The organism is Steroidobacteraceae bacterium (genome assembly GCA_041395505.1).
In the GTDB taxonomy this organism is placed as follows: Bacteria; Pseudomonadota; Gammaproteobacteria; order Steroidobacterales; family Steroidobacteraceae; genus JAWLAG01.
On sequence record JAWLAG010000001.1, the window covers coordinates 137,070 to 163,251 of the forward strand.

21 protein-coding genes are annotated in these 26,182 nt (G+C 63.1%); 5 read left to right on the plus strand and 16 right to left on the minus strand.

Going from position 1 to position 26,182, the window contains the following annotated elements:
• Window positions 1-39 precede the first annotated feature (39 nt).
• The 5 genes from R3E77_00615 to R3E77_00635 are packed head-to-tail and all read right to left on the minus strand — an operon-like array spanning window position 40 to window position 5,737.
• Window positions 40-1,533 carry a hypothetical protein gene (locus R3E77_00615; protein MEZ5497906.1) on the minus strand — a complete coding sequence of 498 codons (1,494 nt, stop codon included), beginning with the start codon at window positions 1,531-1,533 and terminating at the stop codon, window positions 40-42.
• Window positions 1,533-2,423, minus strand: coding sequence for a hypothetical protein (locus R3E77_00620; GenBank protein ID MEZ5497907.1), 891 nt, complete (start codon window positions 2,421-2,423; stop codon window positions 1,533-1,535). The genes R3E77_00615 and R3E77_00620 overlap by 1 nt, the downstream gene beginning before the upstream one ends.
• 53 nt (window positions 2,424-2,476) lie before the next feature.
• Window positions 2,477-2,902 (minus strand): hypothetical protein, encoded by a 426-nt coding sequence (locus tag R3E77_00625; protein MEZ5497908.1) that lies wholly within the window; start codon window positions 2,900-2,902, stop codon window positions 2,477-2,479.
• An 8-nt stretch (window positions 2,903-2,910) separates the two neighbouring features.
• Entirely contained in the window at window positions 2,911-4,929 is a 2,019-nt protein-coding gene (locus R3E77_00630) for an NADPH-dependent 2,4-dienoyl-CoA reductase (GenBank protein ID MEZ5497909.1), read from the minus strand.
• A gap of 58 nt (window positions 4,930-4,987) precedes the next feature.
• The gene (locus tag R3E77_00635; GenBank protein ID MEZ5497910.1) at window positions 4,988-5,737 is read right to left on the minus strand and encodes a hypothetical protein; all 750 of its coding nucleotides are present in this window, start codon (window positions 5,735-5,737) and stop codon (window positions 4,988-4,990) included.
• Between the two features lie 153 nt (window positions 5,738-5,890).
• Between R3E77_00635 and R3E77_00640 the strand changes: the two genes are divergently transcribed.
• The gene (locus R3E77_00640; protein MEZ5497911.1) at window positions 5,891-6,652 is read left to right on the plus strand and encodes an enoyl-CoA hydratase-related protein; all 762 of its coding nucleotides are present in this window, start codon (window positions 5,891-5,893) and stop codon (window positions 6,650-6,652) included.
• 4 nt (window positions 6,653-6,656) lie between these two features.
• On the opposite strand, the gene R3E77_00645 is transcribed toward R3E77_00640, so the two are convergent.
• Both R3E77_00645 and R3E77_00650 read right to left on the minus strand, forming a co-directional pair.
• Window positions 6,657-8,816 (minus strand): 3-hydroxyacyl-CoA dehydrogenase NAD-binding domain-containing protein, encoded by a 2,160-nt coding sequence (locus R3E77_00645; protein ID MEZ5497912.1) that lies wholly within the window; start codon window positions 8,814-8,816, stop codon window positions 6,657-6,659.
• Between the two features lie 25 nt (window positions 8,817-8,841).
• A complete protein-coding gene (locus tag R3E77_00650; protein ID MEZ5497913.1) occupies window positions 8,842-10,050 on the minus strand; it encodes an acetyl-CoA C-acetyltransferase in 1,209 nt (402 codons plus the stop codon).
• Between the two features lie 152 nt (window positions 10,051-10,202).
• Here R3E77_00650 and R3E77_00655 point away from each other — a divergent pair, with 152 nt between their 5' ends.
• Complete coding sequence (locus tag R3E77_00655) at window positions 10,203-10,967, plus strand: SDR family oxidoreductase (protein ID MEZ5497914.1); 765 nt, start codon at window positions 10,203-10,205, stop codon at window positions 10,965-10,967.
• A 41-nt stretch (window positions 10,968-11,008) separates the two neighbouring features.
• Here the strand turns inward: R3E77_00655 and R3E77_00660 are convergent, their stop codons facing one another.
• The 6 genes from R3E77_00660 to R3E77_00685 form a co-directional block, all read right to left on the minus strand.
• The gene (locus R3E77_00660) at window positions 11,009-14,227 is read right to left on the minus strand and encodes a hypothetical protein (protein MEZ5497915.1); all 3,219 of its coding nucleotides are present in this window, start codon (window positions 14,225-14,227) and stop codon (window positions 11,009-11,011) included.
• Window positions 14,228-14,311: 84 nt separating this feature from the next.
• Window positions 14,312-15,763, minus strand: coding sequence for an FAD-dependent oxidoreductase (locus R3E77_00665; GenBank protein ID MEZ5497916.1), 1,452 nt, complete (start codon window positions 15,761-15,763; stop codon window positions 14,312-14,314).
• A gap of 48 nt (window positions 15,764-15,811) precedes the next feature.
• Complete coding sequence (locus tag R3E77_00670; GenBank protein ID MEZ5497917.1) at window positions 15,812-17,296, minus strand: glycine betaine ABC transporter substrate-binding protein; 1,485 nt, start codon at window positions 17,294-17,296, stop codon at window positions 15,812-15,814.
• Window positions 17,293-18,039: an ATP-binding cassette domain-containing protein gene (locus R3E77_00675; protein ID MEZ5497918.1), complete on the minus strand. Its 747-nt coding sequence runs from the start codon at window positions 18,037-18,039 to the stop codon at window positions 17,293-17,295. The genes R3E77_00670 and R3E77_00675 overlap by 4 nt, the downstream gene beginning before the upstream one ends.
• Before the next feature lie 29 nt (window positions 18,040-18,068).
• Complete coding sequence (gene egtB, locus R3E77_00680; GenBank protein ID MEZ5497919.1) at window positions 18,069-20,405, minus strand: ergothioneine biosynthesis protein EgtB; 2,337 nt, start codon at window positions 20,403-20,405, stop codon at window positions 18,069-18,071.
• Window positions 20,406-20,459: 54 nt separating this feature from the next.
• Window positions 20,460-21,032, minus strand: a complete 573-nt coding sequence (locus R3E77_00685) for an SRPBCC domain-containing protein (GenBank protein MEZ5497920.1) — start codon at window positions 21,030-21,032, stop codon at window positions 20,460-20,462.
• Between the two features lie 134 nt (window positions 21,033-21,166).
• Here R3E77_00685 and R3E77_00690 point away from each other — a divergent pair, with 134 nt between their 5' ends.
• From R3E77_00690 to R3E77_00700, 3 genes are read left to right on the plus strand one after another with little or no spacing between them, the layout of a single operon-like run.
• Window positions 21,167-21,619 carry a VOC family protein gene (locus R3E77_00690; GenBank protein ID MEZ5497921.1) on the plus strand — a complete coding sequence of 151 codons (453 nt, stop codon included), beginning with the start codon at window positions 21,167-21,169 and terminating at the stop codon, window positions 21,617-21,619.
• 1 nt (window position 21,620) lies between these two features.
• Window positions 21,621-21,968 (plus strand): metalloregulator ArsR/SmtB family transcription factor, encoded by a 348-nt coding sequence (locus R3E77_00695; protein ID MEZ5497922.1) that lies wholly within the window; start codon window positions 21,621-21,623, stop codon window positions 21,966-21,968.
• Window positions 21,965-22,486 (plus strand): SRPBCC domain-containing protein, encoded by a 522-nt coding sequence (locus tag R3E77_00700; protein MEZ5497923.1) that lies wholly within the window; start codon window positions 21,965-21,967, stop codon window positions 22,484-22,486. Before R3E77_00695 ends, R3E77_00700 begins: the two co-directional genes overlap by 4 nt.
• A gap of 34 nt (window positions 22,487-22,520) precedes the next feature.
• Here R3E77_00700 and R3E77_00705 read toward each other — a convergent pair whose 3' ends face one another.
• Genes R3E77_00705 through R3E77_00715 form a run of 3 tightly spaced genes read right to left on the minus strand, consistent with a single transcriptional unit; the run spans window position 22,521 to window position 26,122 of the window.
• Entirely contained in the window at window positions 22,521-24,479 is a 1,959-nt protein-coding gene (locus R3E77_00705) for an ATP-binding protein (protein ID MEZ5497924.1), read from the minus strand.
• Between the two features lie 3 nt (window positions 24,480-24,482).
• Entirely contained in the window at window positions 24,483-25,094 is a 612-nt protein-coding gene (locus R3E77_00710) for a hypothetical protein (protein MEZ5497925.1), read from the minus strand.
• Entirely contained in the window at window positions 25,091-26,122 is a 1,032-nt protein-coding gene (locus R3E77_00715; GenBank protein MEZ5497926.1) for a hypothetical protein, read from the minus strand. Before R3E77_00715 ends, R3E77_00710 begins: the two co-directional genes overlap by 4 nt.
• Window positions 26,123-26,182 lie beyond the last annotated feature (60 nt).

Genomic DNA, 26,182 nt, shown 5'->3' on the forward strand with positions numbered 1-26,182 from the left:
CAATAGTCTGCCGTCTCACCAATCAGATGACGACCCGAGTCAAGGCTGCGTTGGCGGATCGCTCTCGCGTGCCGCCGTCGGCGCCGTTGATCCTTCCTCCTGCAACGACGGGCGGCCGTTGGCCGCACGAACGAGGTTCTCGCGCAGCTGGGTCAACGACGCGGTTCCACAGGGATGGTTGCGCAGGAACTGCGACAGCATCGAAATGCGCGTGCCCTTGGCGATGGCGTTGATCAGCTGCTCCTTCGAGGCCGTCGCGAAGTTGCCCACCTCCGACGCAATCCCCGCCATCGCCGACGCCACGTAAAACAAGGCGGCGCGGCGATACTCGCCCCACTGTGGTGAGAATCGCGCATCGATCGGCACTTCTTCATAGGCCGTGCGGTAATCGTGCTCCACGTGGCCGTCGAGATACGTCCGGGTGGCGGTGATTTCGCTGTAGGGCACCTGGTAGACGGTGAACTTCGGAATCTCGCTCGTGCACCGGCGCGAATACATGTCACCGAACAGATGGAAGTTCGACTTGTGTGCTGCCGAACCCGCCTGGCCCTTGAAGTCGCCATCGAAAATGCGGCGGACGACGTCGAGCGAGGGATCGTCTTTGTACTGTGCCCAGTAGGCGTCCAGTTTGTAGACAATGCCCGGTTTGCGCCGAGAGGCATAGGCGAAATCCTTCCGGTATTCACCGCGTGCCCGGGCGTCCTCGCGATGATGTGCGGCGAGCGTGGCGCGCGCGCCCGCAAGTGTGAGCAGCGGGTCGTCGAGGCGCACCGCACCCGGCTTGTTGCGGCGCGGATCAAGCTTGAGCACGCCGCCCGTGAGCGTGTAACTGAAGGCGGCGATGGGCTTCTCGAACTTGCGCTCCACATCGACGCCCGCGGGGAAGTGATCGCGATACACATGCGCGACCGTGACGTAATCACGATCGCCGCAGCCCGCGAGAAACGGTGCCAGCGCGCGGTTGAGATTCGCGACATAGGCTTGAGAGGGCAGGCCGCCTTCGAGCGGGATGATCATGGCGTTCGAATCGGCCGGCGCGTGCTGAACGATGAACGGCAGGTAATCACTCGTGGCGGCGCGCTGCGCTTTGTGCTCCGTCTGCAGTTTCGACTGCGCCTCGTACTGGCGCGCGTCCGCCTGCTTGCGCCGCTCGTTGAGCGCCGCGTCGCGCCGCAGCTTCTCATCGAGCGAGATCTGCCGGGTGGTGAAGCTGCGGTAGTTGGCCTTCTTTTCAGCCTCGATGGCGTCGACTTCTTCCTGCCAGCGCTGATGTGCCGCCCGGTTCTGTGCCTCGATGTCCGCGAGCGAGCGACCGCCGGCCTGCGGACGACGGCAGGCGAGCTGACCGCCCTGGGCAACGGCTTCCGGCGTATGGACGGTGAAATCGGCTCCGCGGGCTATCGCAGGGCCGATGATCGCCGCCCTGGCGGCGGGCAGATCCTCTGCTGCAGAAACGGCGCTTGTACGAAATCCAAGAACGCTGAAAGTAACAACGGCCAGGACGCTCTTGAGGGTTCGGCAACAGCAGGCCATCAATTGCTACCGCCCTGTTGTCGCAGGATGGCTTCGCGAAGCTTGCTCCCATAGACGCGGAATGCGTTGTAGGCGCGCTCCGCAAGATTCGCGTCGGTACGGACGACCTTGTAGGCGAACACCTTGCCGGCTGCGTCCAATGACGGCTGCACGATCACCTGCTCGCCGCAAGATTTGTAAAGTGCGAGGTTGGGATTGGGCTTGGATTGCAGCAGTCCTGCGCGGGCGGTGACCTGCCGCGCGTACTCTTCGGCAAAACTGCATTGCGCGCGATCGCTACCCTTGCTGCGCGAAACCCTGCCTGCGCGACGCGCGGCATCGGACAGGAATTGCGCCTCGCTCATCAGACCCTCGTTCCTGCCCTGCGCTCCAGAGCGACCGATCTGCGTTTCCAGTCGATAGATGATCTGGTTGTCAGGATCGTAGACATTGCCAAGCGGATCGCGGGGAAACGCGAGGATAAGAACATAGCCCGGTCCATTGGGTCCGGGCGGATCGGCGATCAGCTGCAACGCATGGCCCCTGAACTCCGGCAGGGCCTCGCTCGAGTGGGAAAATACTTCGAGGTGAATGCCGTCGTAGGGCATGTCGCGAGTGAACTGATAGTCGGTGTTTTCCTTCTTCGGTGCCGGCACCGAAGCGCCATATCGTCGCGCGGCAGCATCCGCCTCGCGCAGCGTCATGCCGGGACGTATGCCGAGCGTGTCGAGCGCCGCAAGGAAATCGCCGCTGATATTGGGAAATCCCTTTGTCGTCGCCGGTGCGGTTCCAAGAGTCGTCCGCGAAACCTTGCTTCGCGGGGTTTGCGCATGGGCTGTGGCGAGGACACATAACGAAACAACGGTAACGATCGAAGAAACGACTCGCTTCAAAAGCGATTCGCATTTCATGACCCGGATTCTCCGTCAGTGAACTTGCGCGACAAACCTGATTCTACAGTCGGCTACTCCAACGCAAGCAGCGCGTGACGCGTCGCGCCCCGCAGCCCATCGATGGCTGCGTCGATCCGCGCATAGGCTTCGTCGTCCTGCCCAAGATGCTCCCAGTTGACCTGCCACACTGCACGCAAATCCGCCGCTTCCGCGCCGACTTCCTGCGGCATCAGCGCCGCCAGATCCGTGATCGTGAGTACGTCCGCCCAGCCCATGCGCGAATCGCCGCGACTGTCGCCAACGGAATAGTGGGCGTAGAAGACAATCTGCTGCAAAGAGCCGAGTTCGCGGATGAGTTCGAAGCCCGCCGTTCGCAAGTTGCGATTGTGCTCCGTCCGCTCGTTGCGCCAGGTGTTGTAGCCGAGAGCGGTCAGCGCCACGACGAGGCTGACCAGCGCAACCGCGTGGCGCTGAATGGCATCTTTCAGGCGGGCCATGACGCATTCTATAGCGAACAGGCGAGTCTCGTGCCTTCGTCGATGGCTCGGGTGGCGTCGAGTTCGGCGGCAAGCCGCGCGCCACCGATCGCCGTGCAGGCGATGCCAGCACGCTTGAGTTCATCGCTGAGCGAATCATCCTTCTCCTGGCCGGCGCAAACGATGATGGTGTCAACCCTTGCGCAATGCGATTCGCCGCCCGCCCGATAGTGCAGCCCCCCCGCGTCGATATGATCGTAGCGACAACCCGTGACGAAGCCGACGTCACGCGCTTTCAAGCGGCTGCGCAGGATCCAGCCCGTGGTCATACCGAGTCGCACACCAGGTCGACCCTCGCCGCGTTGCAATAGCGTGACCTCCCGTCCCACCTGCGGTCGCGATGCGCTACGCAAGCCACCCGCCACCGTAATCGCAGCATCGACGCCCCATTCGTCCATGAACTCGCCTGCAGTTTGGTCCAGGTTTGTTTCCAAAAGGAACTCCGCAACATCGTGCGCGATTCCGCCCGTGCCAATAATGGCAACGCGCCGCCCGGCGACGCGCCGTCCCTCGATGATATCCCGGTAACCTGCAACAAGCGGCAGGTCGATGCCGGCGATGGCGGGTCGGCGCGCAATGGCTCCGGTTGCAACGATGACGTGATCAAATTGCCCTGCCGCGAGTACGGGCGCGTCGGCGCGCTCGCCCAGCCGCAATGTCACGCCCGCGCGGTTCAGGCGCACCCGGAAATAGCGCAGCAATTCGAGGAACTCGCGCTTGCCGGGAATACGCTTGGCGAGGTTGAGTTGGCCACCGATTTCGTTCGCCGACTCGAAGAGCACCACCCGGTGCCCGTGCTCGGCGGCAACGCTCGCGGCCGCAAGTCCTCCGGGCCCGGCACCGACGACCGCGATGCTCTTTTGCTTGCCCGAAGGCATGGCGGCGAATTCCACTTCCCGTCCGGCTCCAGGATTGACGAGGCAAGTCGCCGCACGCTCGGCAAAGATGTAATCAAGGCAGGCCTGATTGCAGGCGATGCACGGAGCGATCGCCACGGCATCGTCCGCAAGCGCCTTGGCCACGAAGGCAGGATCCGCGAGCAGCGGCCGCGCGAGTGCCACGAGATCTGCATCGCCGCGGGCAAGCAGAGCTTCCGCAACCTCGGGCGTGTTGATGCGGTTGGTCGCCACGACGGGAATACCGACAACTCGTTTGAGTCGCGCTGCGGTGAATGACCAGGCCGCTCGCGGCACCTGGTAAGCGATGGTCGGTACGGGCGATTCGTGCCAGCCAATGCCGGTGACCAGCATGTTTGCGCCAGCCGCCTCGATGGCACGCGCGAGGTGGTTGATGTCCTCGCCGACAAGACCGTCCTCGACGAGGTCGAGCGTCGAGATGCGATAGCCGATGATGAAATCATCGCCGAGGCGTGCCCGGATGCGCTTCACGATCTCTACGGCGAAACGGCAACGGTTTTCGAGTGAACCGCCCCAGCAGTCCTGGCGCTGGTTCGACCGTGGCGCAGTAAACTGCGTGATGAGATAACCCTCCGAGCCCATGATCTCGATGCCGGCATAGCCCGCCTCGCGCGCAAGCTCACTCGTTCGCAGGTAATCGCCCAGGGTGCGCTCGATATCGGCTTCTGAAAGTTCCCGCGGCGTGCGCCGGTTGATGGGGGAGCGTAGCGGCGACGGCGCCACCAGCTGGTCGTGCTTGGCATAGCGGCCGGCGTGCAGGATCTGCAACAGCATCGCAGCGCCCGCGTCGCGCACGGCTCGCGTCACCGGGAGATGCTCGGGGATCTGCCCGGCTGACTCGAACACCTGGGCATCTTCCTCGAGCCGCCCTTCCTGGTTCGGCGAATAGCCCGCCGTTACGATCAGGCCGACGCCACCACGCGCGCGCGCCGTGTAGAAGGCGATGCGACGCTCAACCGAATGGTCCAGCGTTTCGAGGCGGGTATGCATCGATGGCATGACAACGCGGTTCGCGAGTTGCAGCGAACCCAGGTCGAGTGCGGAAAGAAGATGTGGATAACGCGTCGTCACGATAATGCGAAGGCCGGGCGACAACCCGGTGAGCGCGACAATCTTAGCGCTTTTCTGGCTATTCGCTCCTAGCTGTCTGTTCGATGACTGTCTCCGCCGACACATACAAGCCATCCGGACGAATACGCAACTCGCCGCCACGCAGTTTCGTGTTCGAACCGATGTCCACGCCGTCCGCCCCCAACTCGATGTTGGCGTGCAGACAGGCGGGGTGCCAGTTGATGATGGCTCCCCTGGAACTCAAACGATTGCCCGTGAGCACACTGGCATTCGATTCGAGCTGCAGCCATAGTGGTTGGTCAGATGCGGTGAGTCCGATCACCGGTTTGACCGTGATGGCCACGAAATGAATCCCGGCCTTGCCGGCATCGAGTAGATAGGCGCCCTCGCTCTGCAGTCCCGGCGCTGGGCCGGCCGCGAGATAGCGTTCCGCATCGAGGGACTCCAGCACGTCCGTTCCCACCGAGAAGCCTTTCAAGACCTCGCGAACGAGCGCGACCGGCATATCGATTACCGCGGACTGCTCTGCGCTCACTTCCACAGCCGCTGCAGCGGGCAAAGGACTGCGCCGCTCACGCCGCATTGTCTCCATGATGATTTTGGCGAATTCAAACTGGTTCTCCTTGACCAGGCCCTTGCCGCCCGGCACAACGCCGGCCGCACCCGACAGGCGTACCAGATCGCAACTTTCCGCTTGCGCGATTGGGCGGAGTTTGCGGAAGCCTTCGCCGACTTCATCGCCGGCAGTCATCGCATCGCCACCAACGAGGATCGCCATCAGGAAAAAGGCAAGCTGCTTCGTGCGCATGATCGCAACCTCGGCGCGTGTCACCGGTACGAGCCTGCGCGCTTTTGCACGGCGAAAAAACCCCGAATCACCCGCCTGGCCGCGATACGGTCACCGCGGCGCGGCGCAACGGCGAGGCGACGACTTGCCAAAAACTTGCGACAATGACGCTACATGGCCGTCGACAATGCATACGGGACGCTGATCGTCACGATCGAGGATCAGGTCGCGACATTGCTGCTCAACCGGCCGCGGGCGCGTAACGCAATCTCGGGCGCCATGCGCGGGGAACTTCGCGACGCGCTCGGGCAACTCATCCGTAACGACGCAGTGCGTGCCATCGTGCTGGGTGGCGCGGGTGGTGCATTCTGTGCGGGCGCCGACCTGGCTGAGGATGCGCCCCCGCCACCCGAGCAGATGCTCATGGAGCACTATCTGCCCATCGTCGAACATATCAGCACCACGGACAAGCCTGTCATCGCTGCCGTCCAGGGCGCTGCAGCGGGCGTCGGCATGTCACTCGCGCTCGCCTGCGATCTGATCGTCATGGGGGAGTCGGCCTTCTTCCTCGCACCCTTTACGCGCATCGGACTCGTGCCCGATGGCGGCCTGTGCTGGCTGCTCGTCCATCAGCTCGGGTATCGCCGCGCCTATGAGGTCGCGGTCAATGCCGAGCGCATCGCGGCCGCGCAGGCACTCGAATGGGGGCTCGCGAACACGGTTGTCGCAGACAAGGAGGTCGTGCCGTCCGCTATCGACTGGGCAAGGCGCCTCGCCACGGGTGCACAACCGAGCCTTGGTCTTGTAAAGCGATTGTTGCGGCTGGCCGTCAGCAGCGATTACGGGACGGTGTACGCAGCGGAAGCGAAAGCACAGGAAATTTGCGGTGCAAGCGAATTTTTTGCCGAGGCTCGAAGCAAGTTCGCGAAGAAATGAATCGCTACTCGAACCTGGCGCCCGTTTTTGCCATCTCGAGCAGCAGTCCTGGCGGCGCAAATCTTGCGCCGAATCGCTTTGCGAGTTCCTCTGCACGCGTGGCGAAGTCCGCCAGCCCGCAAGCGTTGATGTATTGCAGCTGGCCACCGGTGTAGGGCGGGAAGCCAATCCCGAGGATGGAGCCGATGTTGCCATCGGCGACACTGCGCAATACGCCCTCCTCGAGACAGCGCACGGCTTCAATGCACTGGCGATAGAGCACGCGATCCTTGACATCCTGATCGCCGATTGCCTGTGTCGGTTTCGGCTGGACTTCCCGCAGACGCGGCCAGATTTTCTTTTGGCGGCGGCCGTTCGCATCCAGGCCGTACTCATAATAGCCTGCACCGTAGGCTTTGCCCTTGCGATCAAACTCTTCGACCATGCGTTTGATCCAGAGAAATGGAGGCTCGGTGGCAGCCGGATATCCAAGCCCTTGCGCGGCAAAATCCTTTTGCGCCTGGTGTTTGACAAGATAGACGAGCTGCTGCGAGACCGCGTCTATCGATTCCAGCGGCCCTACCGGCATGCCGGCCTGCTGGGCCAGATTCTCGATGCGCGCCGGATCGACGCCGTCTGACAGAAGCCAGGCACCTTCATCGCAACCGCTTGCAAAAACGCGCGACGTAAAGAAATCGCGGCTATCGTTCACCACTATGGGGACTTTCCGCAGCTGTTGAACGAAGTCATATCCGCGTGCCAGCGTCTCGTCGCTGGTCTTCTTGCCACAGATGATTTCAACGAGCTGCATCTTGTCCACCGGCGAGAAGAAATGCAGCCCCAGGAAGTTCTCAGGCCGCCGCGAAGCCTCGGCAAGTCCTGTGATTGGTAACGTTGAGGTGTTGCTCGCAAAGATCGCGTCCGCGCTGAGGACCGCCTCGGTTTCCTTCGTGACGGACGCCTTCAATTCGCGGTTCTCGAACACTGCCTCGACGACGAGGTCGCAGCCAGCAAGAGCCTTCACGTCGGTCGCGGTGACTATGCGGCCGAGGAGTTGCGCCTTGTCCTCCTCGCTCATTTCGCCTTTTTGGATCAGCTTCGTTGCGACAGCGTCCGAATAGGCCTTGCCCTTCTCCGCAGCCTCCTTCGTGACGTCTTTCAAAATCACATCCATGCCGACCCGTGCTGCCGCGAACGCGATGCCGGAGCCCATCATGCCGGCACCGAGGATGCCGAGTCGCGCGACACGCGATTTCTCGACCGTCTTCGGGCGACTCGCTCCACCTTTGAGCTGGTTCATCTGAAAGAAGGTCGTGATCATGTTCTTTGCGACGGACGTCGTCGCAAGATGTGCGAGATAGCGCGCTTCGATGCGATCCGCCGAGTCGAGATCAACCTGCATGCTCTCCACGGCCGCGCTCAAAATGGCTCGCGGCGCCGGATACAAACCCCGATAGCGCGCCTGCATTGCTGCGCAGGACAATGCGACGAAATTCTTGATCTCGCGAGAGTCCATCCCACCGCCCGGAAAGCGGAATGATTTCTCATCCCAGGGCTGGACGGAATTCGGATTGTCACGAATCCATGCTTTCGCCCTGGCCATCAAGTCCTCGCTATTGGCCGCGAGCTCGTGCACCAGACCCATCTGCAGGGCCTTGCGCGCACCGACCTTCTTGCCCTCGAGCAGAAGCGGCAGCGCTTCCTTCAAACCGAGCAATCGCACGAGCCGCACGATGCCGCCACCGCCGGGCAGTAGACCGAGGGTCACCTCCGGCAGACCTACGGCTACCTTTGCATCGTCGATAGCAACACGGTGGTGACACGCGAGACATAGCTCGTAACCGCCACCGAGCGCGGCGCCATTGATCGCGGCCACGGCTGGTCGCCCGAGCTTTTCGATCTTGCGCATCATCGCCTTGGCGCGGCGCACCTCGCTGTAATAGTGATCCACATTCGCCGTCGTCACCGCGACGATCTCATCGAGATCGCCACCGGCAAAAAAAGTATCCTTGCCCGAGGCAAGGACGAGTCCGCGCACGTTGTCGATATCAGCGATGATTTTATCGAGTGCATCACCGAGCACGTCGATGAACTTCGAGTTCATGACATTGACCTTGGATCCCGGCGTGTCGAAAGTCAGTGTTACGATTCCGTCAGCGTCTTTTTCGTACTTCGCATAGCTCATAAAATTCATCCACTCCGGTATCCGTTCACACGCGCTCGATAATGGTGGCAATACCCATGCCGCCACCGACGCATAACGTTACGAGCCCAAAACGCTTCTTGCGGCGCTCGAGTTCATCGAGACAGGTGCCGAGGATCATGGCGCCCGTCGCGCCGAGCGGATGCCCCATGGCAATGGCGCCGCCGTTCACATTCATCTTCTCGTCCGTCACGCCGAGATGTTTCTGGAATCGCATCACCACGGATGCAAACGCCTCATTGAGTTCGAACAAGTCGATGTCATCGATCTTGAGGCCGGCCTTGGCGAGCACCTTTTCTGTCGCCGGCACCGGGCCGGTCAGCATGATGGTCGGCTCGCTCCCCACGACTGCAGTAGCGACGATGCGCGCGCGCGGCTTGAGGCCAAGCTCCTTGCCGACTTGGGAGTTGCCGATCAGCACCAGGGCGGCACCGTCGACGATTCCGGAGGAGTTGCCGGCCGTGTGCACGTAGTTGATCGATTCGACCATGGGGTAGCGCATTTTCACCACGGCTTCGAGTCCAGCATCTCCGAGTGATTTGAAGGCGGGCTTCAGGGTCGCCAAACCAGCCAGGGTCGTGTCGGCGCGGATGTATTCGTCCTGATCGAGTACGGCGAGGCCGTTGATGTCCCTGACGGGCACCAGCGAACGGGAGAAATAGCCGCTTGCCGCCGCGTGTGCGGCCTTCTGTTGCGAGCGCAGCGCGAAGCCGTCGACGTCGTCGCGGCTGAACCCTTCGAGTGTTGCAATGAGATCGGCGCCAACACCCTGCGGAACGAATCCGGTCTTGAAATTGGTCTCGGGATCATCCGACCAGGCGCCGCCATCCGATCCCATCGGCACGCGCGACATGGATTCGACACCGCCGGCGACGACCAGGTCCTCCCAGCCGGAGGCGACTTTCATTGCCGCCATGTTGACCGCTTCGAGTCCAGAGGCGCAGAAGCGATTCAACTGCACGCCTGCCACCGACTGGGACCAATCCGCAGCAAGCACCGCGAAACGGGGCAGCACGGAACCTTGATCGTTGAGTGGACTGACGCAGCCCATCACCACATCATCTACCCTGGACGTATCGAGCGCATTGCGCTCCTTGAGTGCGTTGAGCAGACCCACGACCAGGCTAATGGGTTTGACCTCGTGCAATGCTCCGCTCGCCTTGCCTTTGCCGCGTGGCGTGCGGATCGCGTCGTAAATGAATGCGTCTACGGGCATGGCGGCTCTATCTCCTTGTCGAGCGGTGACCCACACCAGGAACAACGGCCCGTGGCAGGTGCAACAATCGCCATCATACCGGCGTAGAATGCCGCTTTCGCGACTCCGTGAACCGTTCCTCGGGCGCGGAGCGTAAATGTAGCGATGACATATTGAACGATCCTTTCGATCTATCCGGCCGGGTCGCACTGATTACCGGCGGCGGCACGGGCCTCGGGCGCCACGCCGCGCAAGTGCTGGCGAACGCGGGCGCCGCTGTCGTTCTATGCGCGCGGCGGACCGACAAGCTGGAAGCGACTGCCGCAGAAATCCGCGACAGCGGGGCCAGGGCGACCTGCGCAGCGATGGATGTGACCGACGCCGCGCAGATTGCAGCCGCGTTCAACGCAGCGGAGGCTCTTGGAACCGCCTCGATCATCGTCAACAACGCTGGCGCAGTTGCCGATCGGCAGTTGCTCGACGTCGATGAATCGGACTGGGACCGCGTGCTGTCCACCAACCTGAAAGGTCCTTGGTTGGTAGCCCGCGAAGGCGCGCGACGACTGGTGGCCGCAAATCAGCCCGGTACGATCATCAATATCGCTTCCGCTCTTGCATGGGCCGTACAGAAAGGGACCGGTCCCTATTCGGCGTCGAAGGCGGCACTGGTTCATCTGACACGCGTGATGGCCATCGAATGGGCGCGCTACCAGATACGGGTGAACGCCATCGCTCCGGGCTATTTCGCGTCTGATCTCGCGGCGGACTTTCTGGCGACGGAACAGGCGCATGCCATGATCAAGCGCATACCGCAACGGCGTATCGGTGAACTCACGGATCTTACCGGTGCAATTCTGCTGCTGGCATCGAATGCGTCGAATTACATGACGGGCTCGACGATCACAGTCGACGGCGGGCATTCCGTGCCAACGTTTTAACGCCATACCGCTGGTGCATCGGTGGCACCGCCCGCGTCGTCCTACGGCATCTCCTCCCCACCTTCGGCGTCATGCACAGGCACCTGCTCGGCAGGCAGAATCGTGATCGCCTTGAGACGCGCGCGCCGCAATTGACGATTGAGCTCGGGCAATTCCTTCGCTTTTAGGGACTGCCAGGCGGCGACGATGTCCCGCACGCGTGCCGCGCGATCAGCCACCACGGCGCGTTGCGCCGCCGTTGGCGCCCGGTCCGTGCCGCCGACATCCGTGAGAATGCCACCGACCAGCTCGCCGATATCGTTGAGATTGGTCGTTGCTTCGCCATCGCCCTCGACCCAGGCTTCGGTGCGCTCGGTGAGCTCATCGATCATGGCATGCAGCGACTCATTTGCGTTCTGCTGTCCGCGCAGCGAGGCGAGCGATTCGCGGAAAGATTCGATTTCGCGCACCGCGCGCCACGCCTGCTCGAGCACATCGCCTGTCTCCAGCGAGAACTGCAGCGCCGCCTGCAGGTCCTCAGCCACGATGGGCACGCGGGGGTCGGCGATGACCTCGAGCGGTGCCGTGTAGCGTTTGCCGCCGGCGAGCAAGGTGAGCTGGTAGCGGCCCGGTGGGATGAGGGGTCCGCGTGGTTCGATCGGTGTGCCGTGGCTGAGCGAGGTCGAGATGCTGTAGGCATAGACCGGCGCCCGCGGCCGCGGCAGGCGCAGGTCCCAGACAAAGCGATGCGCGCCCGGCTGCGCCGAGAGCTGCGCAGCCGGGCGGATCCACTGCTCCGGGAAATAGCGGGTTTCGGTGACCGGCGCTTCGGGTGGGTCATCGCTCGAGAATCGGCGCAGCAGCCTGCCCGCGCTGTCGTGGATTTCGAGCGCGACGGCTTTCTTCACGCCCGGTCCGATGACGTAATCGATGATCGCGCCATCCGGCGGATTGACGCCGAGCGGTGTCTCGGCCGGTAACGGCGTGTCCTTGTTCTGGTTGCTGCGCACACGCACCGTCCTGCTCGGCGCAAACAGCCGCGTCGAGTCCAGCGCGCCGGGCTCCAACTGCCGAAGCCGCGCAATGTCATCTAGGATCCAGAGCGCGCGCCCTTCGGTTGCTACGACAACATCGTTCTCGTGCACGAGAAGATCGGTGACCCAGGCGGGCGGCAGATTGAGCTGCAAGGCCTGCCAATGGGTGCCATCGTCGAAGGAGACCTGCACACCGATATCGGTACCCGCATACAGCAAGCCCGGCCGCACCGGGTCGGCGCGCACGACACCCACGAACCGACCCGCTGGCAGGCCGGCGGAAATATCCATCCAGGTCTTGCCATAGTCCCGTGTGCGATAGACATGTGGTTCGTAGTCGTTGATACGATGATTATCGACCGCCACATAGGCGACTCCGGCTTCGTGGCGTGACGGCTCGACACGACTGATTTTCGACCACAACGCGAGGCCCGGCGGCGAAATGTCGCTCCAGTGCTTGCCGCCGTCACGGGTCAATTGCACACGACCGTCGTCGGTGCCTATCCAGATTTCGTCATTGCCAAGTGGTGATGGCGCGATGCTGAAAATCACGCCGTAGCCGCAGGCCTTGGCAGCCTCGAGCCCGAGATCACCGTCGCAGTCCGCCATGGAAGGGTCATGGTGCGACAGTTGCGGGCTGATCTGCTCCCAGGTCCTGCCGCGATCGAGCGAGCGAAACAGTACCTGGGTTGCGAAATAGAACGGGTGCGGGGCGAGCTCACCAAAGGCAATGGGCGTGAACCAGGTGTAGTGGTGCTTGAAATCGGTCGGACGGCGGCCATAGCTGCCGACCGGCCAGGGTGTGATGTTCTGTACTTCGCCGGTGCGGCGATCCCATCGCGACAGCCGGCCGCCGAGCCCGGAACCGTAAACGATGTTTGGATCCTCGGGATCGGGGATGTCGTAATCACGCTCGTCGGCGCCAACCGGCCACCAGTCGCGAAAGCTGATGGCGCCGTAGTCGCTGCGACTTGGCACAGAGGCCGTGCCGTTGTCCTGCTGGCCGGAGTAGACGCGGTAGGGGAATGCATTGTCGGTCGCGAGATAATAGAACTGGCCGGTCGGCGAGTTGTACCAGCTGCTCCAGGTTTCACCACCATTCACGGAAATGATCGTGCCCTGGTCGGAGGCGGCGATCATGCGCTCGGGGTGCTTCGGGTTGATCCACAGGTGGTGATAGTCATCGCCCCCGGGCGAGCCGCGGATAATCGTGAAATTGTGGCCGCCGTCGACCGACTTGTGGATCGACTGGCCGGTCAGATAGACGATGTCCGGATCGCGCGGATCGAGCGTTAGTCGGCTGAAGTACGGATTCGCGACCGCCCGCGCCTCGTTCACCTTCGAGAAGTGCGCGCCGGCGTCGTCCGAACGATAAAGTCCGCTGCCACCCTTGGCGATGACACTGGCATAGACGCGGGTGCCTTCGGCAGTGTGGCCAATCGCAAGACCGATGCGGCCCATATCAACCTTCGGCAAACCCGCACCGGCGATTCGCGCCCAGTTGCGGCCGTTGTCCCGCGACTCATATATATAGCTGCCGGGCCCCACGAGCGGCGTGAAGTAGGACAGCCACGGCCAGTGCCGCGCGGTCCAGGTGCTCGCATAGAGATGGTCGGGATCGGCCGGATCGGCTGCAATGTCCACGGCACCGGTCCGGGTATCGACGAACAACGTGCGCGTCCAGGTCTTGCCGCCATCCTCGGACCGGAATACGCCGCGCTCCTCGTTCTCGCCGAACAGCTGGCCGAGTGCCGCAACCATCACAACGTCCGCATTGCGTGGATCGACATGCAGATCGCCGATGTATCGGGTGTCGGCGAGTCCGAGTGAAGTCCAGCTCGCGCCGCCGTCGCTCGAGCGGTAGACACCGTTGCCAGAGCCGATGTCGTAACGCTGCTCCGGCTGGCCGGTACCCACGTAGATGACTTGCGGATTCGATGGCGCGACCGCAATGGCGCCGATCGCCGCCGCCGGCTGACCATCGAACACCGGCCGCCAGGTCCGACCGGAATCGGTGGTCTTCCATACACCGCCGCCGGCATAGCCGGAATAGTAGGTATCGGGCTCGTCGGCGATACCGCCCGCCATGGTGCTCCAGCCCGAGCGGAACGGGCCAATGAGCCGCCACTGCATGCCGTCGAACGCCGTGGGCGCAATCGATTCGCCAGCGGACTGATCAGCCGCAGAAATACCGCCTGAAAGCGCCCCGCAGGCGCTGATGAGGATCGCTGCAATTCGCTTCTGCATGGTCACTTCCCGTGTAGCGTTGTGACAATCATAGCCGCGCGCTGCAATGCGCGGCGCGAAGTTTGGCAGGCCGGTCGGCCAGGCCTAGTCCATGCGGCTCGCGATTTCGAGCGCAGCGCGCTCTCCCGACTCCATGGCTGCTTCCATCCCGATCTCGAGGCGACGGGTGTGTTCGCCCGCGAAGTGCAGCGCGAGGTGGGGCTGACTCATGCTTCGTACCCACGCGGATGCGCGGCCCGGCACCATCTGGAAACTGCAGCCATGCTGGTAGGGTTCCAGTTCCCATGAGTGCGCACCGACGAATTCGAGCAATCCGCGAGTCGATGGCCGGATACGTTCAATCTCGGCGATGGCAAAGCGGCCCCGCTCCGCCGGGCTCATGGCATCGACTCGCAGGGCATTGTCGCTGAAGGCAAGCGCGCTGAGCAGCTCTCTCGTTCCGTCCGGCTCGATCTGCTGGCGAATGAGATTGAATGCGCCGTCCGTCCACATCGACGCATCGATGCCATCCTTTTCCCAGTAGGGTTCGCGGGTGCGAAGCCAGATCTGGCTCTGGGTCCCATAGGGCATGCGCGAAACCGCATCCGCCTGATCTCCCTGAAGCGCAGGGCTGATGGCAATCCTGCGCAGAACCGAAAACGGTACGGCTGCGACTGCGAAGCGCGAGCGCACCCGCGATCGGTCGCTGCAGCGAATCTCGCAATGGTCCTTGCGAAGATCGATGGCGACCACAGGTTTGTTCAGCTGTACTCGCTCACCGAGCGAGGCCGCCATGGCCTCCGTAAGCCGCGACGTGCCGCCCACGACATGCTGCGAAAGGAGCGACGCGCGCTGATAAAAGTCCTTGCCCTCGAGCAGCTTCGGGTCGACGATCGTTGAACCGAGCTTGCCGCGCGTCGCTTCCTGGAACATGCGCAGGACAGAAAGACTCTCGAGCGGCCGTCCCTGCGAGACGCGTATGATCCGGCGTGCATCGGGCGACGCACCCTGGCGAGTCAGCCAATCCGCCAAAGAAAGGTCGTAAGCCGCCGCATTATCATCGAGCCATGCGTCGGATGTTGCAAACGGCGAGCGCCGCTCAACGAAAAATCCGCCGAGTGCATGGGGCGGGACGGATCGTTCTGCTCCTTCGGTACGATTGAGTGGCGAGTCAGGCCATTCGCTTGCCGAAACCAGGCTGTCGTTGACCACGAACGAGTAGCCGGCATTGACATGCGCGCCCGGCCCGAGCGCAACACCGAGCCGACCGGCGACGTCGAGAACGCGTGCGTAGAAAGCACCTATCTGCACGCCGCCGAGGTCTGGCTGCAGATGCCAGCGATCCATGGTCAGGCAGCGCCCGCCGACGCGCCCGGTTGCCTCCAGCACGACGACCTTTGCACCGAGCTCGGAGAGGAGCATGGCCGTATGCAGGCCCGAGAGGCCCGCGCCAATCACTGCAACGTCGTAGGGCGCAGCTCGCGCGGCCTTCGCGACCCGCGCGGCGGCGATGGTCGTTGCCGTCGCGGCCAGGAATTTCCGGCGTGACCAGGGCATCTGTAACTCCAATCTGCGTGAGCTGAATTCCGTGATGACTTGTCGAGATTAGCGCAATCCTGGCGCAACCACCCACTGTTCTGCCTTGTCGAACAGCCACTGGACAATGAGGGCCAGCAACGCGGCGGGAAGCGCGCCCTCGAGGATGAGCGCCGTGTCGTCGAGGCGGATACCGGTCAAGATGGGTTGTCCATAGCCGCCCGCCCCTACCAATGCGCCCAAGGTTGCGCCACCGACATTGATGACCGCAGCGGTCTTGATACCTGCGAGCAGGGTGGGCATGGCCAAGGGCAACTCGATGCGCCGCAGAATCGTCGACGTCGAAAGTCCCAGCACTTCGGCGGATTCGCGCAGCGGCGCCGCAATTCCATTGATGCCGGCGACGGTGTTACGCAGGATGGGTAGCAGGCTGTAAACGAAAAGCGCCACCAGGGCGGGACCCGCGCCGATTCCGAACAGGGGCACCATGACGACGAGCAGCGCGAGCGCCGGAATCGTCTGGCCTATGCCGACCAATGCGAGCGCCGCCTGCCCAAGGCGCGGACGATGGGCGGCGACGATGCCGAGCGGTACCGCCACGAGCACTGCAGCTGCGAGCGATAGCCACACCAGAAACAGGTGCTCACCGGTACGACGCAACAGCCGCGTGCCAAGTTGTGGTGCGTTGCTCGCCGCGCGCTCGCGGAAGCGCTCGCCGAGAAAACCCGCAGCCGCCTGTGTCTCGGTCTTGCCGCCGAGCTTGACGGCCATGTTCATGGCGATCATCTGTTCGCGATCGATCAGACTGACCAGCTGCCGCAGCGCTGCGACCGCCTGCGGCGAGCGCCGCTCGAGATCGGCTCGATAGAGCAAGACCGCGTCGTAGCGCGGGAAGTAGCCCCGATCGTCATCGAGGAGCGCGAGTTCGTAGTAGGCGATTTCCGCATCGGTCGTATACAGGTCGGTGACGTCGGCATCGCCCGAGGCGATTGCGCGATACGCCAGGTCGTGCACCAGTCCGCGGACGTTCCGTTGCGGGAGCTCGTAGATTTCACGCAGCCCCGGCCAGCCGTCACCGCGATCCATGAATTCATCGCTGAAGCGAAGCACCAGCTCGGGATGCTCGCGAAGATCCGAAATCCTGCGCACTCCGAGCGCCGCTGACCGCGCCCGCGGCATGCCGAGTGCATAGTTGTTCTCGAATCCGAGCCGTCCGCCCTGCACAATGCCGCGCGCCGCGAGCAGCTGCCGCAGTGCCTCGTCGGTCTCCGGGTTCTCGTCCGCGAATATCTCGTTTCGCAGAGTACCGCTGTACTCGACATAGGCATCGATGTCGCCGCTGACCAGCGCGTTGAACACAAGACGCGTGCCGCCAAGACCGCGCCTGTGCGTGGCCGCGAGCCCCGCATCCTGCAACAACAGTCGCCCGGCCTCACCGAGAATCACCGCCTCGGTAAAACTCTTGCTGCCGACGACGATGGTCTGGTCGGCGTGGCTGCAAGAAACGCAGAGCGCGGCAATCGCCAGCGAGGCGGCCGCAATCGATACTTTCATGGCTGGGTCTCGTGAAGCTGCGCGCCGCGCTGCGCGCGCACGAAGTGCGCTGCGAATTCGTCCACCGGTGCATCGAGCAGCTGTCTGGCCGTTCCGGCCTGAACGACACGGCCATTGCGCATCAGCACGATGCGATGGGCGAAATGCGCCGCTTCGGCGAGATCGTGAGTCACCATCACCACGGTCTTCGCGAGCTTCGCGAATATCTCGCGTAATTCCTGCTGCAGGTCGTGGCGGATCATGGGATCGAGCGCGCCGAGCGGCTCATCGAGCAACAGCACATCCGGATTCATGAACAAGCCCCGCGCCAACGCGACGCGCTGGTTCTGTCCGCCGGACAGTTCCCCGGGGTAGCGATCGAGCGCAGCAGCAGGCAGGTGGGTAAGCGAACGCAGTTCTTCGGTGCGTGCGTCGATACGCCCGGCCGTCCAATCCAGCTCTTTCGCAACCAGCGTCATGTTTTGCCTGGCTGTCATGTGGGGAAACAAACCACCTTGCTGGATGACGTAGCCGATGCGCCGTCGAAGCGCAGGCAGAGAGCTGCGATCGAGCGGCGTGCCTGCAATGACAATCCGACCCGCGTCGGGAATGACGAGGCCGACCAGGGTTCGCAGCAAGGTCGTTTTGCCGCAGCCCGATGGTCCCAGGAGCACCGTCGTCCGCCCGGTTGCAAAACTCAAGGTGACATCATCGAGGGCGGCCAACTCGCCGAATCGCTTGCTGATGCCAACGAGCTCGATCATGGCGAGGATAGCCGGCGCGCGGAGCCTGGCTAGGAATCGTTGGCTGCGCGAGCGGCGGTGGCGAGCACGACGCCGAAGCGATGTGCGTCATCTGCCCACAAGTGCACAACGTCGTATCCCGCCTCGCTCAGCATGTCGCGCAAAGTCGTCGCGGTCCATTTGTAGGAGTGTTCGGTACGAAGACGCTCGCCCGCCTGGAACCGTCGCTCGCCGTCGCTCCAGCGTACGGTCAGTGCATGGCGGGCCTGCAGGTACATCTCGATGCGAGCCGCTGTCTCGTTGAATACGGCGACGTGAGACCAGTCGCCTGGATCAAAATTGGCGTCGATCAGCGTGTTGACATGACGCAGTGCATTGAGGTTGAAGGCCGCGGTCAGGCCGAGTGCGTCATTGTAGGCAGATTCGAGTTCCGCCTTGTCCTTGACGAAATCAACGCCCAGCAGCAAGGCGGTCGCGGGCGAGCTGGTACGCATCTCGCGGAGCAGCCGTTGTCGTGTCGGCGGTTCGAAGTTGCCAAGACTCGACCCTGGGTAGAACACCAGCGTGGGTTCCCGCGGAATATCATCCGGCAGCTCGAAACGGCGCGAGAAATCCATGCCGACGCCCACCATCTGGATGTCCGCGAAGCGGCGCTGCAATCGCCCGATCTGCGCGGCCAGATACTCGGCAGAAACATCCACCGCGATGAAGCGCTTCGGCCTGAAGACAGGAAACAGGCGCGCGGCCTTTTCGCAGCTTCCTGCACCGGGTTCGAGCATCTGGAAGCACTGCCCGAGAAGCTCGCGAATCTCTCGCGCCATCTGTGACGCGTACTTCCCGAAAATATCAGCCTCGGTGCGCGTCGGGTAATACTCCGGCAGCTCTGTTATCGCATCGAAAAGCTTGGAGCCCAGCACATCGTAGAAATATTTGGGTGAAAGCACTGCGGGCTGGGCGAGCAACCCCGCGCACAAAGCCTGGCGTTGTGCCGATGAGTCGAGCGTACCTGCCTGCCGGAACTGCTTTGTGGCGGTGGTGCGCGGCTGTCCTTGCGACGATGCAGCCCGTTCGCCCGCCGGTGCGCAAGTCCTGCTCGCCGGAACCGGGTCGCGCGCCAGGCGGATTCCGGAGAACTGCCAGCGTGCCTGGGGCGGGAAGAAGTTGCGGTAGGTTGCGCGCACATGATCGCCCGCCGTTGCGCAGGAGCCGCCGCGCAGCACGTATTGACCGCTCATGAACTTGCCGTTGTACTCGCCCACCGCACCCGCGGCCGGCGCGAAGCCTGGGTAGGGCGCGTAGTCGCTGCGCGTCCACTCCCAGACGTCACCGAACATCTGGCTCATGGCGCCTGCAACCGGACCGCGTGATTGCGCAAGCGGATGGAAGGCACCGCTTTCGAGGAAATTTCCCTGCACTGGTATGGTGCGGGCGAGGCTCTCCCACTCGAACTCCGTCGGCAAGCGTGCGCCTGCCCAGCGCGCGAAAGCTTCCGCCTCGTAGAAGCTCACATGACAGACCGGAGCGTGCGGATCGAGACGCGAGTCGCCATGCAAGGTGAAGCATCGCCATTGATCGCCCGCGCGATACCAGTAACCCGGCGCCTGCCAGAGCGCAGCGCGTGCGGCGGCCCAACCGTCTGACAACCAGAGTTCGGGGCGCTCGTAACCGCCATCCTCGATGAAAGCGAGATACTCGGCATTGGTCACCGGCCGGCTTGCAAGTTCGAATGGCTCGAGCCAATGTCGGTGCGCCGGCATTTCGTTGTCAAAAGCGAAACTCCCGGACACGTGACCGATGCTGATGAGCCCGCTGGGTCCGGCAATCCATTGCGAAGGCGCGGGACGAACCGACGCCAACGGCCAACGCGAGCGGTAGGCGGGCTTCTGCGGATTCTGGGCGAGCAGATGCTTGATGTCGGTGAGTATCAGTTCCTGGTGCTGCTGCTCGTGGTTGAGGCCGAGCTCGACAAGCGCCTTTTGATCATCCGGAAGTTCACGCGATGACAGCAGGCTTGTCATACCGGAATCGACATGCCGGCGATAGTGCATGACCTCGGCGAGAGAAGGCCTCGTCAAGAGGCCACGGCTCGCACGTGGGAACTGCTCGCCGATACTGTTGTAGTAGGAATTGAACAGTCGCTCATAGCTTGCATCGAGCGGCTCATACCCCGCGCACGGCTTCAGCAGAAAGGTTTCGAAGAACCAGCTGGTATGCGCCAGGTGCCATTTCGCCGGGCTCGCATCCGGCATGGACTGGCCCTCGCAATCCGCTTCGGACAATGGTTGTGTGAGTGCCTCGCTCTGGGCGCGAACGCGCTTGTAGTCCGCGAGCAGGGGATACGACGCTGCAGTTGCCGAGACCGTGCGTTTGGATTCGCTGTGGCTCATTGAATCAGGACCGGTGCGCCCGTCACTTTATGGCGCTGCGTCGCGAGCGCGACGCTATTGCACCGCCAGCTCGGGAGGCTTGGGCGGCGTGGACGATTGGCGAGTGAGCCAGTCGCCGAGGCCGCCGAGCTGCAAGGCCTGGACGCTATCGACCACCGGCGCGAATTTGCCGAGGTCGTCCGTGCTGTAGCCACCTGCGCGATACCACAGCGTGATACGTGTGCCGCCTTCCGTGCCCGCAATGCGCCATTCGAGCACGCCACCAAGACCCATGCCCTGCAATGGTCCGAGTCCACCGCTCATCCGCAGCAGCTTGCCTGGATCGACAAACACGACCTGCATGTGCTCGGCCTGCTGCGTCGCCGTCGTTTCGCAGAAACAGCCGCCAGCCCGCGCATCGATGGAGAGCTTCGAGGCCGGTCCCCACCAGGTGTGGTCCTTGGGCCACCACGCGTCCACATCGTTGACCAGCGCGCGCCAGGCAGCATTCGCGTCGACTGGAACGGTGATGACATTCTCGATGGTGAATCCGCCGGGCGCCGCATCGAGTACCGCAGCAGTTGCAAACTGCCCGTTCACGAGGGCGATGCAAGCGAGCGCTGGTGTAGCCGCAAATTTTCTGTTCATTAGATGACTACCTGGACCCACCGGGTCGATGACTGCGGGTATAGTCCGGCCGCGGTCCGCGCAGCGTCAAAACTACTTGACATTTTCGTCAATTATTCACGAATATAGCCAATACTTTCCGAAGGAGCGCCATTATGGAGCCCGCAAAAAATTCTCCGGCCGGTTGGCCGCGCATTTCCTCCGGTCTCTACTATCGCGATCCGGCGCGCATGATCGACTGGTTGTGCAACGCCTTCGGCTTTGTCGTCAAGCTCAAGGTCGAGGGTGCCAACGGGCGCATCGAGCATAGCGAGCTGACCTATGGCGACGGCATGATCATGGTCGGTCACGAACGCGTCGGCGCTGACAATCCCTGGGGCGCCGATTTCAAGAGCCCGCTCTCGGTGGGCTCAGCCAATACGCAGGGCCTGCTGGTGCAGGTCGACGATGTCGACAGCCACTGCGCGCGCTCGCGCGCGGCCGGCGCGGTCATCGTCGATGAGCCACGTGTACACGATTACGGCGAGGAGTACTGGGCCGATCGCAGTTACGGCGCGCGCGATCCCGAGGGCCATCTCTGGTGGTTTACGCAGCGCATCCGCGGCTGAAATGGCACGACGCGGCACGAAAGTCGACTCGAGTTTCGCCGCGCTCGCTGACGGCAAGCGTCGCGCGGTCATCGGCCTCTTGCGCAAGCGGCCCTACAAGGCGGGTGAACTCGCCGCCGCGCTCAATCTGGAACCCGCATCACTCAGCCGCCACCTGCGCATCCTGCGCAATGCCGGTCTCATTACCGATGCGCACCCTGACGACGACGCGCGGGTTCGTCTCTATCAACTGAATCCGCGCGCATTTGCGGATCTGCGCAGCTGGCTCGATGAAGTCGAGCATTTCTGGACGCAGCAGCTCGCTGCTTTCCGGGAGCAGGTCGAGCGCGACAATCGCGGCAATGCATGAGCGCAGGTGATGATCATGCCCGCGTATCGATGCGGATCAACGTGCCCGCCGACGTAGCGTTCAAATTCTTCACGCAGAACATCGAACAATGGTGGCGGCGCGGTCCGCGCTACCGTAATTCGAGCGGCGACCAGGGCATGATATGCCTCGAATCTGGCGTCGGCGGACGACTCTTTGAGTCCGTCACCGTGGCGGGCCAGAATTCGATTATCGAAATCGGACGCATAAGCGTATGGGACCCGCCTAGACGGCTGGTTTTCAACTGGCGCAATGTCAACTTCTCCGCAACTGAACACACCGAAGTGGAAGTGCTTTTCGAGGCGAGTGGAACCGCGACGAATGTAATCGTCACGCACAGCGGCTGGAGCGCAATCCGCGCCGATCATCCAGTACGCCATGGTGCGAAGGTGGAGCAATTCCTGCGTGCCCAGGGCGACTGGTGGGCGGAACAACTGCGCTCACTGGATCGAAAGCTCGGAATGAATTTGTGCCAGGGCCGGCCGGACGAGGTTCACTGAAAAGTTGGCCGATTGCCCAGGCCACCCAGGCCGCTCAGGCCGCCTGCAGCCACTGCAGCAAGGTCGCGAGCTCGTTCATTCGCAGCGGCTTGCCTAGGTGCCCATTCATGCCCGCGTCGGTACAGGCCCTTATGTCGGCGGCCAGCACGTTTGCCGTCAAGGCATAAACCGGCAACTCCGGTCGATGCTCGCGTCGTTCGCGCTCACGTATGCGGCGCGTGGCTTCGAGGCCGTCACAGCCGGGCATCTGCACGTCCATCAGTACGAGATCGAATTCGCCCTCGAACCGGGCTGAGATGGCCGACTCGCCGTCCCCGACGATAGCCACCTCGCAACCCTGACGTCGCAACATCTCGCCGGCAACGACCCGGTTGATTTCATTGTCCTCGACCAGCAGCACGCGCAAACCGCGAGGGAGTCGGGTCGCGCCCGGCGGCGCGCCAGGGGAATCGTCCACGGAGTCCGCTGCGGCAACCTCAAGGGTAAGATCGAAGAAAAAGCGCGAGCCTTCGCCCCGGCGGCTTTCGGCGCGCAACTCCCCGCCGAGCAAGGCCACGACGCGCTGGCAAATCGCAAGTCCGAGCCCTGTGCCGCCATGACGGCGATTCATGCCTTCGTCCACCTGGGTGAATGGCTCGAATACCTTTGCAATATCCGCATCATCGATGCCAATGCCGGTGTCGCTCACCTCGAATTGCGCGGTGACACTTGGCCCGTCGCCGCGCACCCGCCGCACATGCAGGGTGATGGCCCCTTGTTCTGTGAACTTGACGGCGTTGCTCAACAGGTTCGCCAACACCTGATGCAGCCGATAGGCATCGCCCACCAGCCGGTCGGGCAGGCTGTCGTCGACATGTGCCTGTAGCGCCACGCCAGCCTTCGCACAGCGCGGTGCGTAGAGCGTCGTCAGATCCGTGACCAGCTCGCGAAGGCGGAAGCAGGTCTCGTCACGAACTTCGTCCGCTCCGTCCTGAAGCTTCGCGAAATCGAGCACCTCATTGACGACTTTCAGCAATTGCTCGCCGGAGCGCTGAATCGCCGCCAGCTCCTTGTGATGCGCATCTGCGACTCCCGGCAGCATCAACAGCTCGACATGCCCGAGTATGCCGTTGAGCGGCGTGCGGATCTCGTGGCTCATGTTGGCGAGAAACTGATCCTTGGCGCGACTCGCCTGCTCGGCGAGCCGTTGCGCTTCGCGTCGCTCGCCTACTTCGTGCTGAAGCTCGCGCGTGCGTTCGCTTATGCGGGTCTCGAGTGTCGCGGCAAACGTTGCGGCGCTCGCGAACAGACGGCGGACTTCCGCGGGACCGCCCGGCTCGAGACTGACCGGGCGATCGATGCGCAATGCTTCGTCCACCGCGTCGGTCAGCCGCTCGATAGGTTGTACCAGGACGCGCCTTACCCACAGCCACATGGCGAATACTGCCAGCGAGAACAGCGCCAGCAGCGCCACTGCCCAGCCGCGCAACCGGTCGCGCGCACGCTCATACGCCAGCCGATTGCGGTCGACTGCGATCTGCAGCTGTTGCTGTACGAGGCCCAGCGCCTCGATTGCGCGCGGTGCCCGGCTGTCCCACTCCGCCATCAGCGCATTCAACGCGTCATGTTCGGCGGGCGTGAGCACAGCGGCCTGGTCCAGCGCCTCGGCATTGCGCGCAATCAAATCGCGCAGGACTGCGAGCCCCGGCGCCGCATCCGCAGTCAACGGCGAGCGTTCCAATTGGGCGATCAGCTCGAGGGCCAACCTGCCCTGTTCGACCGCACCGAGCTGTAGATAGGTCTCATTGCTCCCAAAGACCAGATCCGACAGCAACGTCCATTGCCTGAGCGTATCTTCAAGACGCCGGGAGTCACCGAGGACAAGGGCGTCGCTGCCGAGTTGATCGCGCTTGCTCTCAAGCCGCGTGAAGTTGACCGCGAGCCAGCCACAGAGCAGGACCGCTCCCAGGCTGCTGACTATCGCACTGACGGTGACGATGCGCCCGATCCGCACAGGTCACCGCAGCGCGACGAGTTCTGGGCCCCAAATCAGATCGGTAATGGCAAGCGTCTTGACTGCGGACCTCGCGACGGTCACGGCTAGCCGCTCGCTGGCCGGGTCGTGCCAGGCAAGTGCGGCGCTCAGGTGGTCCGCCGCGGGGGTCAGCAGGGCGCGGGCACCATCGAGGTTGCGATGCTGCAGGAGGGTCTGGAAATCAACGCTCTCGACATCGGGGCAGCCGCGACCGCGGCAGCGCTGGAATGCGAAGCCGGAGATTCGCATGTCGAGACCGATCGACCAGGCGATCTCGACCAGGCCCCAGTCGCTCGGCTCCGAGCGCACGTGTACGAGCCCAAGCGGTACGCCATCGCGCAATGCGAGATACAAGGTGTGCTTGCCGACTTCGCGTGAATGAATCGAGAACGGCAGTTCGGCGGCGAGGCGCGCACGCGCATTGGCATCCACGGAGCGTACGATCGAGCGATAGCTGGTCGCCTGCGGGTACAGGCGGTAGATCTGCGAAGTCGGGTCCCGCAGTGCGCAAAACGCCTGGGCATTGGCCGTCGGCGTCGCGACGATGCCAGCGAGCAGCAGCAACGCGATGGCCGTGTAGTGCCGGCAACTCATGTGCGATACCGCAGTTGCGCGCTCAGCATGGTCGCAAGCGGCATGCCAACTGGCTGGCGCAGATTGCGATCGAGCTGCAGATCAATCGACCAGTGGTTGTCCGGCGCAACTCGAATGCCAAGCCCCAGGCCGAGGCTGTCGTTGTTCGCGCCGGTCCCCGGGTCTTCGCGTCGCAACCAGCGTGTCTGCAGGAATCCGCGCCACATGCCGTCGCGCGCATCGAGGTCGAGCTCGATCAGCGCGGCACGCACCTTGAGGGCTTCATCCTTACCGGCTGAAAGCTCCGCCTGCAGGCCAATCCGCGGCCCGGTCCAGATGGCATCGACACCGACGCGCCGCCGGCGAGTCGTGAAATCACTCTGCGAACGATCGAAAACACGGCCATCGAAAACGGACAGGCCGACAGCGAATGCGGCGTCGCGCGGCGTACCGATCCGCGCAGCAACGATGTAGGGACTGCCGAGGTTTTCCCATTCGTTACCCGAACCGCGGGTGATGGCCGCTTCGTATTCAAAACGCGGCAGATCGCCGTTGACGCCGAGGCCCCAGTCGGCCTTGACGCCGAGATTGGGCCCATGAATATAGTCGTGCAACGTTCCGTTGGTATTGACGACCTGCTCGAGTCCGAACGGGATCTCAAAGTGGCCGATGCGTACGTTGCTGCGCCCACCGCCGTAGCGGGTCAGGTTGAAGTTGAAGATGCGGAAGACGAGTTCGGTGTCATTGGGTCCGTCGAAGAATGGCGGATACATGGGCATGTCCACCAGTCGCGTCAGATAAGGCTGCAGCGTAAGCGTGCCGATGTCGCCGCGCTCGTCGCTGAAGACCCGGTGCACGTCGAGGCCGAGGAAATAGGCTTGCGCATCGCCACCAAGCGTCTCGTTCCAGACGCTGCGCGCCGCGGTATCGACGCTGAAGCGCCAGTCATTCGCAGCGCCGGGTGCGGCGGCGAGCCGATCAGGCATGGCAAGCATCGCGATGATGCTCGCCAGCGCAGGAATCGCAGGACTCGTACGGCGGAGGCGCATGCGCCATTAACGGCAATTTCCGCCGGCTATTCAGTGTCGGTTATCACGACTGTGCGAGTG

What these genes read in the sequence shown, in the direction of transcription:
- R3E77_00615 (MEZ5497906.1), bottom strand. Translation starts at nt 1,533, where the DNA reads ATGGCCTGCTGTTGCCGAACCCTCAAGAGCGTCCTGGCCGTTGTTACT.
- R3E77_00620 (MEZ5497907.1), bottom strand. Translation starts at nt 2,423, where the DNA reads ATGAAATGCGAATCGCTTTTGAAGCGAGTCGTTTCTTCGATCGTTACC.
- R3E77_00625 (MEZ5497908.1), bottom strand. Translation starts at nt 2,902, where the DNA reads ATGGCCCGCCTGAAAGATGCCATTCAGCGCCACGCGGTTGCGCTGGTC.
- R3E77_00635 (MEZ5497910.1), bottom strand. Translation starts at nt 5,737, where the DNA reads ATGCGCACGAAGCAGCTTGCCTTTTTCCTGATGGCGATCCTCGTTGGT.
- R3E77_00640 (MEZ5497911.1), top strand. Translation starts at nt 5,891, where the DNA reads ATGGCCGTCGACAATGCATACGGGACGCTGATCGTCACGATCGAGGAT.
- R3E77_00645 (MEZ5497912.1), bottom strand. Translation starts at nt 8,816, where the DNA reads ATGAGCTATGCGAAGTACGAAAAAGACGCTGACGGAATCGTAACACTG.
- R3E77_00650 (MEZ5497913.1), bottom strand. Translation starts at nt 10,050, where the DNA reads ATGCCCGTAGACGCATTCATTTACGACGCGATCCGCACGCCACGCGGC.
- R3E77_00660 (MEZ5497915.1), bottom strand. Translation starts at nt 14,227, where the DNA reads ATGCAGAAGCGAATTGCAGCGATCCTCATCAGCGCCTGCGGGGCGCTT.
- R3E77_00665 (MEZ5497916.1), bottom strand. Translation starts at nt 15,763, where the DNA reads ATGCCCTGGTCACGCCGGAAATTCCTGGCCGCGACGGCAACGACCATC.
- R3E77_00670 (MEZ5497917.1), bottom strand. Translation starts at nt 17,296, where the DNA reads ATGAAAGTATCGATTGCGGCCGCCTCGCTGGCGATTGCCGCGCTCTGC.
- R3E77_00675 (MEZ5497918.1), bottom strand. Translation starts at nt 18,039, where the DNA reads ATGATCGAGCTCGTTGGCATCAGCAAGCGATTCGGCGAGTTGGCCGCC.
- egtB (MEZ5497919.1), bottom strand. Translation starts at nt 20,405, where the DNA reads ATGAGCCACAGCGAATCCAAACGCACGGTCTCGGCAACTGCAGCGTCG.
- R3E77_00685 (MEZ5497920.1), bottom strand. Translation starts at nt 21,032, where the DNA reads ATGAACAGAAAATTTGCGGCTACACCAGCGCTCGCTTGCATCGCCCTC.
- R3E77_00690 (MEZ5497921.1), top strand. Translation starts at nt 21,167, where the DNA reads ATGGAGCCCGCAAAAAATTCTCCGGCCGGTTGGCCGCGCATTTCCTCC.
- R3E77_00695 (MEZ5497922.1), top strand. Translation starts at nt 21,621, where the DNA reads ATGGCACGACGCGGCACGAAAGTCGACTCGAGTTTCGCCGCGCTCGCT.
- R3E77_00700 (MEZ5497923.1), top strand. Translation starts at nt 21,965, where the DNA reads ATGAGCGCAGGTGATGATCATGCCCGCGTATCGATGCGGATCAACGTG.
- R3E77_00710 (MEZ5497925.1), bottom strand. Translation starts at nt 25,094, where the DNA reads ATGAGTTGCCGGCACTACACGGCCATCGCGTTGCTGCTGCTCGCTGGC.
- R3E77_00715 (MEZ5497926.1), bottom strand. Translation starts at nt 26,122, where the DNA reads ATGCGCCTCCGCCGTACGAGTCCTGCGATTCCTGCGCTGGCGAGCATC.